An 11,028-nucleotide genomic window follows, 5' to 3' on the forward strand; every position below is an offset into this window, starting at 1 on the left:
AGGGAAAATAGAATTTTGTTGTGTTATTGCTTTGATCTTCGAGCGCTATCGCAACTAATATTGCAATATCTCATGTTTAAGCAATGAAATTACAAAGCTGTACGAAGTGTAGCATTGAAAGTTGAGGCGTGAAGTATTTTTCCTGCACTTTGGTTATATAATGACTAATAAATTTAGATAAGGGAGAGGAAAGAATGGGGGAGATTAACTTTCTTAAAAAGCTAAGCTTTCAGCGTAATTATACGAGTAGCGCAAAGAATCAAAAAGTTTCGGAAAAAGATGAAGACGCCGTTAATCGCTTATTTGAAAGTGATCGGGGGCGTATCATTAATTCTGCTGCCATTCGTCGCTTACAACAAAAAACACAAGTTTTTCCGTTAGAACAAAATTCTGCTGTACGTAGCCGATTGACTCACTCACTAGAGGTTCAGCAAGTGGGGCGTTACATTAGTAAAACCGTTTTGGGTGAATTAAAAAAGAGAAAGTTATTAGAAACCTATGGGTTAGATGAAAGGTGTGACGCCTTTGAAAGCCTCGTTGAAATGGCTTGCTTAATGCATGATATCGGCAACCCACCTTTTGGTCATTTTGGTGAAGCTGCAATACAGCGTTGGTTCAGTAAATTATTGGCTCCCGGCTATCTTTATACACCAGACTCTCCTGATCCATGCCAAATACACGCCTTACAATTGACAGGTAATGAAAAGCAAGACCTTTTTCGTCGTCAATTGAAGCACGATTTGTGTTCATTTGAAGGCAATGCTCAAGGGTTGCGTATGGCTCATCGGTTGCTCAAATTAAATTTGACCTACGCACAGATTGGTTCAATTTTGAAATATACTCGCGGGGCTTATGATTTAGCTCCGATCCCTGCAGAATTTGACTATTTAATGAAAAAACCGGGTTATTATTGGTCTGAATCAGATTTTGTCAGTGAATTGACAAAAAAACTCGATATGGAGAAATATTGTCGCTTCCCTCTCTCTTATATTATGGAAGCGGCTGATGATATTTCATATTGCATTGCTGATCTGGATGACGCTGCTGAAAAAGGTATTTTTACCGTCGAAAAATTAATCGATTATTTAAAGGCAGAATGGGGTCCTATTGAACCAAACGATTTGTTTGACCAAACCATTATGCGTGCTTATAACAATATTAGTGATAATCACACAAGGCGCATTCAACAAGATCAGTTTTTTATGTACTTACGCGTCAATATTACGAGTAAATTATGCCATTACAGTGCTCAACAGTTTATAAAAAACTTACCTGAAATTTACCATGGTAATTTTAATAGCGCATTACTGGAAGATAAAAGCCCTGAGCATAGGTTATTGAAAGTATTAAAAACAGTGGCATTTAAGCATGTTTTTAACCACCATGAAGTTGAGGAACTAGAACTTCAAGGGTATCGCATTATTAGTGGGTTACTCGATTTCTATAGCCCATTATTAATGATGAGCAGAACAGATTTTGCGGAACTAGTGGACAAAAACTATCATAAGCATTTTTTTATTGAAACTCGTTTATTCCATAAGTTATCTAATAAGCACCGCTTATCTTATACTGAAGCGCTTGAAAAAATTTCTGCGACCAATGAGTCTGACCGCTCAATCCTCGAGTTTTATTACCGGGCACGTTTAATACAAGACTATATTAGTGGGATGACAGATCACTATGCCTATGAAGAATATAGAAAATTTATGGTCAGCAACTAACATTATATTGATGTTATGTAATAAATTCGCAAAGTATTCAATAAAATGATAGGAAAAACAGGTATACTAAGGGGACAGGTTTTTCCTTATTAATAGGCGGAAAAAGCAACGTGTTGAAACGGGAAAAACGGCAATCATTATTTTTATAACTTAATACTCCGTAGTGACTACTTATGGCTCAATTTTACTCTCCGAACCGCCGTACTACTTCACGCCGTCAAATAACGGTTATTGCTGAAAGCCTTGATGCTGCTGGGCAAGGTGTCGCTCGTGTCGATGGCAAAACGATTTTTGTGGCAGGTTTATTGCCTAATGAAGAAGCTCAGATTGAATTAACAGAAGATAAACGTCATTTTGCAAAAGCGAAGGTTATTAGGCGGTTGAGTACCAATCCACAAAGGGTTAAGCCACGCTGCGGTTACTTTGAACAATGCGGTGGTTGCCAACAACAGCATGTTGATATTGAACTACAAAGGGAAAGTAAAGCCCTTGCTTTACAGTATGTAATGTTACGCGAAACGGGGGTAGATAAACCAGCAACCCCGGTTATCAGCGGTGAGTCATATGGCTACCGTCGACGAGCACGCTTGGGTTTGCAATACCATTCTAAAAGCCATCGGTTAGTCATGGGCTTTCGAAAAACTCAATCGAATACTTTGGTTGATATAAAACATTGTCCTGTTTTATCACCCGATCTAGACATATTGCTTGAGCCGCTTTCACAATGTCTCAACCAGCTCAGTATTGCCGCGAAACTGGGGCATGTTGAATTAATTTATGCGGATAACTGCAAAGTTGTATTGATCCGGCATTTGGCTCCTTTGCTATCTTCAGATAAGCAAAAACTCATTGATTTTGAAAATCAGCACGGAGTGTCTATCTGGTTAGCAGGTAATGATGAAAACTTACATACGCTGACTGAGGCTTCCCCATTACCTGAATATCAAGTCGCAGGGGAAAGGTTGAGATTTAATCCGTCAAACTTTATTCAAGTTAATGCGCAAGTTAACCAACAAATGGTCGAGCAGGCGTTAGCATGGTTGGATATCAACAGTGAAGACAGGGTATTAGACCTGTTTTGTGGAATGGGTAATTTTACACTGCCTATTGCTCGGCTAGCGAAATCTGTCGTTGGGGTTGAAGGTGTTGAAAATTTAGTCGAACAAGCACGAAACAACGCTCAGCTCAATACTATTTATAATGTAGCATTCTATAATGAGAACTTAGAAGCACAAATTCATACACAGCCATGGGCAGCTCAAGGGTTTAATAAAGTGTTATTAGACCCTGCAAGGGCCGGAGCTGCTGGTGTAATGGAACATTTAATTAAACTGATGCCAGAAAAAATTGTCTATGTTTCATGTAACCCCACAACATTAGCTAGGGACAGCAAGGTTTTGCTTGGTGGGGGTTATCAATTATTACATTTGCGGATGTTGGATATGTTTCCGCACACTAGCCATTTAGAGTCAATGGCATTATTTATCCGTCGCCCAGAGGTTTAATCGGTAGGGAGAATATATGGTTGCAGTAAGAAGTGCACATCTTACCCCAGCAGGTGAGTTTGCCCCAGAAAATTGGGTTAATGGTTTAGGTTTGGGCAATAAGCAATCAGAAGAAAAGCTCATCCATACCTGGCAATACTGTCATGACAAATTAGCTGGACAAGAAAAAGCGCCTTTATTGCTATGGCGCGGCATTGAAATGACCGAGATACTCTCTACATTGAGTATGGATATCGGTAGCTTACAAGCAGCTTTGCTTTTCCCTTTAGTCGAAGAAGGGGAGCTAAAAGAGCAAGATGTGATTGATGAGTTTGGTAATTCTATTAACGAACTTGTTAAGGGCGTGTTGGAAATGGACGCAATTCGCCAGCTCAAAGCCACGCAGTCGAGTGAAACAAGCTCGATACAAGTGGATAATATCCGTCGTATGTTACTGTCGATGGTAGAGGATTTCCGCTGTGTTGTCATAAAATTAGCTGAACGCATCGCACATTTACGTGAGGTAAAAGATGCAACAGAAGATGAGCGCGTATTAGCCGCTAAAGAATGTTCAAATATCTATGCGCCTTTAGCAAATCGTTTGGGGATAGGCCAGCTAAAATGGGAACTAGAAGATTTTTGTTTCCGTTATTTGCACCCTGATGAGTATAAAAAAATTGCTAAATTACTCCATGAGCGCCGTATCGATCGTGAAGAATACATTGATAACTTCGTAGGGACATTACGAAAGTATATGTTAAAAGAGAGTATTCAAGCTGATATCTACGGTCGCCCTAAGCATATTTACAGTATCTGGCGCAAAATGAAGAAAAAATCTTTAGCGTTTGATGAACTGTTCGATGTGCGTGCAGTGCGTATTGTCGTCGAACGCTTGCAAGATTGTTATGCTGCTCTAGGGATTGTACACACCCACTTTCGTCATTTGCCGGATGAGTTTGACGATTATGTGGCGAATCCAAAACCAAATGGTTATCAATCGATTCACACGGTGGTACTTGGGCCAAATGGTAAAACCCTTGAAATTCAAATACGAACTCGTCAAATGCATGAAGATGCAGAGTTAGGGGTTGCAGCGCACTGGAAGTATAAAGAAGGCGCAACGGGTGTTGGCAAGGGCAGTAGCTATGAAAACCGCATTGCATGGCTGCGTAAGTTAATTGCATGGCAAGAAGAAATGGCCGATTCTGGTGAAATGCTGGATGAGGTGCGTAGCCAAGTATTTGATGACCGAGTCTATGTCTTTACACCTAAAGGTGATGTCGTTGATTTGCCAACGGGTTCGACGCCACTTGATTTTGCATATCATATCCACAGTGATGTGGGTCACCGTTGTATAGGGGCTAAGATTGGTGGTCGCATCGTGCCATTTAGTTACCAACTACAAATGGGGGATCAAATTGAAATTATTACGCAAAAGCATCCAAATCCTAGTCGTGACTGGTTAAACCCTAACCTTGGCTATGTTACCACTAGCCGTGGACGAGCGAAAATACAAAACTGGTTCCGTAAGCAAGATAGAGACAAAAATATCCTTGCGGGTCGCCAAATATTGGATAGCGAGTTATCTCACCTCGATATTAGTCTTAGAGAAGCAGAAAAGCTGTTGATAGCGCGGTATAACGTTCATTCATTAGATGAAGTTTTAGCGGGTATTGGTGGTGGTGATATTCGTATCAACCAATTAGTTAACTTCCTACAAAGTAAGTTTAATAAGGCGACAGCAGAAGAAGAAGACCGTGCAGCGATGAAGACGCTGGAAAGTAAGTCTTCAGTTCCAAGGGCACCATCTCATGGAAGTGGTCGTGTGGTCGTCGAAGGGGTGGGTAACCTGATGCACCATATTGCGCGTTGTTGCCAGCCAATCCCGGGTGATGAAATTGTCGGTTTTATTACCAAAGGGCGAGGGATTTCCATTCACAGTGCGGATTGTGAACAGTTGGCTGAATTGCAAAGCCATGCCCCTGAGCGTGTTATTGATGCCGTATGGGGGGAAAACTATTCAAGTGGTTATTCTTTAGTCGTCAGGGTAGTCGCAAACGATCGTAGTGGGTTATTACGCGATATTACGACAATTTTAGCGAACGAAAAAGTTAATGTCCTTGGTGTCAGTAGTCGTAGTGATGTTAAACAGCAACTAGCGACAATAGATATGACAATTGAGCTTTATAACATTGAGGTACTAAGCAGGGTACTCGCAAAATTAAATCAGTTACCTGATGTGATAGAAGCAAAACGCCATTCATCATAGGTTGTCGTCAGATATTGAGCCGCAGCGTTGTTGGCTGCGGTCTTTTACTTTAGCCAAATACTATTTTTTTGCGTGAGCAGGGTAATACTTATGAACACTCGCGATCATCGTTTTTTCTTGTGGTGTATTGTGGTCAATGACCGAAAGTAGAGGGTCAACATTGGGATTAGATAAATATTCAGAGGTATCATTACCTCTTAGCACACCTCCATCCCCATATCCTATGACTTCTCTGTTTAATTCATTTGCAAATGATTGATAGACACCATTAGTAACACCAAAGCATGATAGGACATGCAGTGGTTTTTGGGAAACCGTAAGGTCAACATTGTGAACTGATTTTATATGAGATATCGCCTCTTTTACCGTTAAGTATTTTCTATTGGCCGTATTATTCGAATACATTGAAACTTGTCCATTAGGAGTTCCGTGTATGGTTAAAGCCTCTTCCTTCATTCCTTTAAAATCACTGATATAACCGATTTTAAAGTAGATATCTGATCGAGTACTTTTCTCAAAGCTAAAGGCTTTGCAAGTTTCATACCCTTTACCAACTCCTTTCGGATGAAGGTTGATTGAAGAGTTGCTAATTAATTTTACTTTTTTTGAAAACAAAGATTTAAGGCGATTTTTTGGTGTGATATCCGTTGTGTTTAGTTCACTGACTGGATACGTAATTTTATTAAACATGCTATTAGCTCTTTAATGTTTTTCTTACCATACTTATTTTTTGGACAGTATTTTTCATAAATAAAGGTAAAAATGTCGAATTTGTTTTTTATCGTCATTGATAGTTGATGAAGGGGAGATAGCTTATTGAATTCCCATATTATACTCGTCATACTTCAAGTTGCATGGAACGGGCATTCAGGTAACTGCATTACGCATTGGTGTATGCCTATCAGACTATTTTTGTTTGTCGTCTACATGCAATTTGCATTAATTAAAGTATAAAACTGCCATTGTAAAAATCGTTTCAGTTGGTTCTATCTTGTAATCAGTCAGTGATAAAAAGCCAACGCGTACAAAATCAAAGAAAAAAGGGAATAAAAATGAGTCAGGCCAATCCTCAGATAGAACGCTTATTGTCTATTATGGCACAGCTACGCGACCCTCAAAGCGGTTGTCCATGGGATAAAGTACAGACGTTTAAAACTATCGCACCATACACACTTGAAGAAACTTATGAAGTGTTAGATGCAATAGAGCGCGAAGATTTTGCTGACTTAAAAAGTGAATTAGGGGACTTATTATTTCAGGTGGTTTTCTATGCACAAATGGCGAATGAAAAGTCATTGTTTGATTTTAATGATGTCTGCCAAGCCGTGAGTGATAAGCTTGAGCACCGCCATCCCCATATCTTTGATGCCGATAATACGCTGAGCAGTACAGAGGTGATTGACGGGTGGGAAAAACGTAAATCGAAAGAGAGAGCTGAGAAATCCCAGTTTTCTGTACTGGATGATATTCCAAGCTCATTACCCGCGCTGATGAAAGCGTATAAAATTCAAAAACGATGTGCATCAGTGGGTTTCGATTGGGATACACTGGGTCCTGTAGTTGGTAAAGTTCATGAAGAATTAGAAGAGGTTATGGAGGAAGCAACTCAGGTTGTTGTCGATGAAACGCGCCTTGAAGAAGAAATTGGTGATTTATTATTTGCCACAGTAAATTTATCTCGCCATTTGGGGCATAAACCTGAAATAGCGCTACAAAAAGCATGCAACAAATTTGAATCTCGTTTTCGTCAAATTGAAAAATGTTTAGCTGAAAGTGGTAAATCTACAGAAAGTGCTACACTTGAGGAGATGGAAGCGCTCTGGCTGCAGGTTAAAAGCCAAGAATAAAATGTCTCGTCATATTTCGCACTACAGCGTTGTTGGCTGCGTTCGGCTACACAGGTCACATACTTATGTATGCTCCCCGAGATATCCTCTCTTGCTGCCTAGCTGTAATGCGAACTATTTAGAGCCATTATATGTAAGTATTGAAACTATCTGTCGTTTTAAGATTTGGATATTGTTGGTTTATTCTAAAAGTAATTTATTCAACATTCCCAAACAAAGCTTCAAAAACAATGAATAACGTGGCATTTTTGGGCGTTAAATAGCGGGTGATAGAGTAAATAGTTATTCAAAATCAAAGTTAGTGCAGAATCGCATTTTTTACGCCATATAATCAGCTGAAAGGATTTAGCTTTTGCCTTTAAACTGTGTTAATCTATAAAAACAGACATAGATGACTACTTTTAAAGCGATAAATAATTTTCGTTTTTAACTTGCTGATAATATTAGAGTATTGATGAAATTTAGCCTTATTATGCTTAGAACATTTGTAGCGAAATTAAGGTTCGGGTATACTGTTTTCCCGTCCTGTTATATCCATCATCTTTTAAACCTAAACTTTCAGGTTCAGCATGAAAACTAATTATATTTTTGTGACCGGCGGGGTCGTATCCTCTCTGGGTAAAGGCATTGCCGCAGCCTCTTTGGCGGCTATACTCGAAGCCCGTGGACTCAATGTGACGATTATGAAACTGGACCCCTACATCAACGTAGATCCAGGTACAATGAGCCCTACCCAACACGGGGAAGTTTTCGTTACAGAAGACGGCGCTGAAACTGACTTAGATTTAGGTCATTATGAGCGTTTTATCCGTACCAAAATGACACGTCGCAATAACTTTACGACTGGGCGTGTTTATTCCGAAGTTCTGCGCAAAGAGCGCCGTGGTGATTACTTAGGTGCGACAATTCAAGTTATCCCGCATATCACTAATGAAATCAAAGACCGAATTATCCGTGGTGGCGAAGGCCATGATGTCGTTCTTGTCGAGATTGGTGGTACTGTTGGTGATATTGAATCATTGCCATTCTTAGAAGCTATTCGTCAAATGGCGGCAGAAGTAGGTCGTGAGCGTACTTTATACTTACACTTAACTTTAGTGCCATACCTTGCAGCAGCGGGTGAAGTGAAAACTAAGCCAACGCAGCATTCTGTGAAAGAGTTACTATCAATTGGAATTCAGCCTGACGTATTAATTTGTCGTTCAGACCGTGTTATCCCTGCGAATGAGCGTGCAAAAATTGCGTTATTCTGTAATGTACCAGAAAAAGCGGTTATTTCCTTAAAAGACGTTGATTCTATTTATAAAATCCCAGCATTGTTAAAATCACAAGGTTTGGATGAATATATTTGTAACCGTTTCCGTATCGAATGCCCAGAAGCGAATTTATCTGAATGGGAACAAGTTATTTACGAAGAAGCTAATCCTGCAGGTGAAGTCACTATTGGGATGGTAGGTAAATATGTTGAGTTACCAGATGCATATAAGTCAGTTATTGAAGCACTAAAACACGGTGGTTTGAAAAACCGTTTAACAGTGAACATTAAATTAATTGATTCACAAGATATTGAAACTCGTGGTGTTGAATTACTAAAAGGCTTGGATGCTATTTTAGTTCCAGGTGGTTTTGGTGAACGTGGCATTGAAGGGAAAATTCTGACGGCAAAATATGCACGTGAAAATAACATCCCTTATTTAGGTATTTGTTTGGGAATGCAAGTTGCGTTGATTGAATTTGCTCGTAACGTTGCCAATATGGAAGATGCAAACTCAACAGAATTTAAAGCAGATTGTAAATACCCAGTTGTTGCGTTGATTACAGAATGGCGTGACGAAGAGGGTAACCTTGAAGTTCGCTCTGAGGAGAGTGACCTTGGGGGTACCATGCGAGTAGGCGGTCAGCCATGTCACTTAGTGAATGGTAGCTTAGTGCGTGATATGTATGGTTCAGAAACCATTATTGAACGCCACCGCCATCGTTACGAAGTAAATAATTTACTGTTGAAACGCATTGAAAATGCAGGCTTGAAAATTGCAGGTCGTTCAGTAGATAACAAATTGGTGGAAATTATTGAAAATCCAAATCATCCATGGTTTGTGGCATGTCAGTTCCATCCTGAATTTACTTCTACTCCAAGAGATGGTCACCCATTGTTTGCAGGTTTTGTTAAAGCCGCTGGTAAGTACCAGAAAGGTGAGTTGAAATAAGATATGGGGAAGTCGGTGCAGGTGTGCCAGCTTCCCGAAATTTAACTTGTACTGAGGAAAACCTAATGTCCAAAATTGTTAAAGTGATCGGCCGTGAAATCATTGACTCTCGTGGTAACCCAACTGTAGAAGCTGAAGTTCATTTAGAAGGCGGCTTTGTTGGTTTAGCAGCTGCACCATCAGGTGCATCTACAGGTTCTCGTGAAGCACTGGAACTGCGTGACGGTGATAAAGCACGTTTTCTGGGTAAAGGTGTTCTGAAAGCAGTTGCCGCTGTAAATGGCCCAATCGCAGAAGCCCTAACTGGTAAAGATGCAAAAGATCAAGCCAATATCGACCAAATCATGATTGACCTTGATGGCACAGAAAACAAATCTAAATTTGGTGCAAACGCAATTCTGGCTGTTTCTTTAGCAAGCGCAAAAGCAGCAGCAGCAGCAAAAGGCATGCCTCTGTATGAGCATATCTCTGATCTGAATGGTACTCATGGTCAATATTCTATGCCTTTACCTATGATGAACATCATCAATGGTGGTGAGCATGCAGATAACAACGTTGATATCCAAGAATTTATGATCCAGCCTGTTGGTGCACCAACACTGAAAGAAGCGGTTCGTATGGGTTCTGAAATCTTCCATCACTTAGCTAAAGTACTTAAATCTAAAGGTATGAATACAGCAGTTGGTGATGAAGGTGGTTATGCTCCTAACTTGGAATCAAACGCAGCAGCTTTAGCCGCAATTAAAGAAGCCGTTGAACAAGCTGGTTATGTATTAGGTAAAGACGTTACTCTAGCGATGGACTGTGCAGCATCTGAGTTCTATAACGCAGAAACGGGTAACTACGAGTTAAAAGGTGAAGGCAAAACCTTTACTTCACAAGAGTTTACTCACTATTTAGAAGAACTGACTAAACAGTATCCAATCGTTTCTATCGAAGACGGCCTGAACGAATCTGACTGGGACGGTTTCGCATACCAAACTAAAGTACTTGGTGACAAAATCCAATTGGTTGGTGACGACCTATTTGTAACGAACACTAAGATCTTAAAAGAAGGTATCGATAAAGGTATTGCTAACTCTATTCTGATCAAATTCAACCAAATCGGTTCGTTAACTGAAACTTTGGCTGCAATTAAAATGGCGAAAGATGCCGGTTATACTGCGGTTATTTCTCACCGTTCAGGTGAAACTGAAGATGCAACTATTGCAGATTTAGCTGTAGGTACAGCAGCAGGCCAAATCAAAACCGGTTCTATGAGCCGCTCTGACCGTGTTGCTAAATACAACCAGCTGATTCGTATTGAAGAAGCATTAGGCAAAAATGCGCCATTCAATGGCCTGAAAGAAGTGAAAGGCCAAGCTTAATTTAGTTTGACCTTAATAATATTATTACATGGGAAGCTTAGGCTTCCCTTTTTTATCTACTATTCATAGATAATAAATTTAAATAATTAATATATTATTTTCTACCAGCTGAATTAGTTCTTATTTTAGTTCT

Annotated in this window: 7 protein-coding genes; 6 read left to right on the forward strand and 1 reads right to left on the reverse strand. The window is 39.9% G+C overall.

Annotated features, from left to right (window positions below; all coding sequences use genetic code 11):
• Positions 1 to 194 precede the first annotated feature (194 nt).
• The 3 genes from dgt to relA all read left to right on the forward strand — a co-directional run bounded on the left by dgt (position 195) and on the right by relA (position 5,474).
• Positions 195 to 1,721, forward strand: coding sequence for a dGTPase (gene dgt, locus M1F14_RS08765; protein ID WP_042848185.1), 1,527 nt, complete (start codon positions 195 to 197; stop codon positions 1,719 to 1,721).
• A 173-nt stretch (positions 1,722 to 1,894) separates the two neighbouring features.
• A complete protein-coding gene (gene rlmD, locus M1F14_RS08770; protein ID WP_166685760.1) occupies positions 1,895 to 3,226 on the forward strand; it encodes a 23S rRNA (uracil(1939)-C(5))-methyltransferase RlmD in 1,332 nt (443 codons plus the stop codon).
• Between the two features lie 16 nt (positions 3,227 to 3,242).
• Positions 3,243 to 5,474 (forward strand): GTP diphosphokinase, encoded by a 2,232-nt coding sequence (gene relA, locus M1F14_RS08775; protein ID WP_042848182.1) that lies wholly within the window; start codon positions 3,243 to 3,245, stop codon positions 5,472 to 5,474.
• A gap of 60 nt (positions 5,475 to 5,534) precedes the next feature.
• Here relA and M1F14_RS08780 read toward each other — a convergent pair whose 3' ends face one another.
• Positions 5,535 to 6,164 carry a hypothetical protein gene (locus M1F14_RS08780; RefSeq protein ID WP_042848180.1) on the reverse strand — a complete coding sequence of 210 codons (630 nt, stop codon included), beginning with the start codon at positions 6,162 to 6,164 and terminating at the stop codon, positions 5,535 to 5,537.
• A 362-nt stretch (positions 6,165 to 6,526) separates the two neighbouring features.
• Here M1F14_RS08780 and mazG point away from each other — a divergent pair, with 362 nt between their 5' ends.
• The 3 genes from mazG (at position 6,527) to eno (ending at position 10,895) form a co-directional block, all read left to right on the forward strand.
• Positions 6,527 to 7,321 carry a nucleoside triphosphate pyrophosphohydrolase gene (gene mazG, locus M1F14_RS08785; RefSeq protein ID WP_042848178.1) on the forward strand — a complete coding sequence of 265 codons (795 nt, stop codon included), beginning with the start codon at positions 6,527 to 6,529 and terminating at the stop codon, positions 7,319 to 7,321.
• Positions 7,322 to 7,890: 569 nt separating this feature from the next.
• Positions 7,891 to 9,528: a glutamine hydrolyzing CTP synthase gene (gene pyrG, locus M1F14_RS08790; protein WP_042848176.1), complete on the forward strand. Its 1,638-nt coding sequence runs from the start codon at positions 7,891 to 7,893 to the stop codon at positions 9,526 to 9,528.
• Between the two features lie 65 nt (positions 9,529 to 9,593).
• Positions 9,594 to 10,895: a phosphopyruvate hydratase gene (eno, locus tag M1F14_RS08795; protein ID WP_042848174.1), complete on the forward strand. Its 1,302-nt coding sequence runs from the start codon at positions 9,594 to 9,596 to the stop codon at positions 10,893 to 10,895.
• The last annotated feature ends 133 nt before the right edge of the window (positions 10,896 to 11,028 follow it).

It is taken from the genome of Providencia sp. PROV003 (assembly GCF_045040775.1).
Lineage (GTDB): Bacteria > Pseudomonadota > Gammaproteobacteria > Enterobacterales > Enterobacteriaceae > Providencia > Providencia huashanensis.

Bases quoted from the DNA above. Each gene is read 5' to 3' on its own strand.
- eno (WP_042848174.1), top strand. From the start codon at position 9,594: ATGTCCAAAATTGTTAAAGTGATCGGCCGTGAAATCATTGACTCTCGT.
- M1F14_RS08780 (WP_042848180.1), bottom strand. From the start codon at position 6,164: ATGTTTAATAAAATTACGTATCCAGTCAGTGAACTAAACACAACGGAT.
- dgt (WP_042848185.1), top strand. From the start codon at position 195: ATGGGGGAGATTAACTTTCTTAAAAAGCTAAGCTTTCAGCGTAATTAT.
- rlmD (WP_166685760.1), top strand. From the start codon at position 1,895: ATGGCTCAATTTTACTCTCCGAACCGCCGTACTACTTCACGCCGTCAA.
- pyrG (WP_042848176.1), top strand. From the start codon at position 7,891: ATGAAAACTAATTATATTTTTGTGACCGGCGGGGTCGTATCCTCTCTG.
- mazG (WP_042848178.1), top strand. From the start codon at position 6,527: ATGAGTCAGGCCAATCCTCAGATAGAACGCTTATTGTCTATTATGGCA.
- relA (WP_042848182.1), top strand. From the start codon at position 3,243: ATGGTTGCAGTAAGAAGTGCACATCTTACCCCAGCAGGTGAGTTTGCC.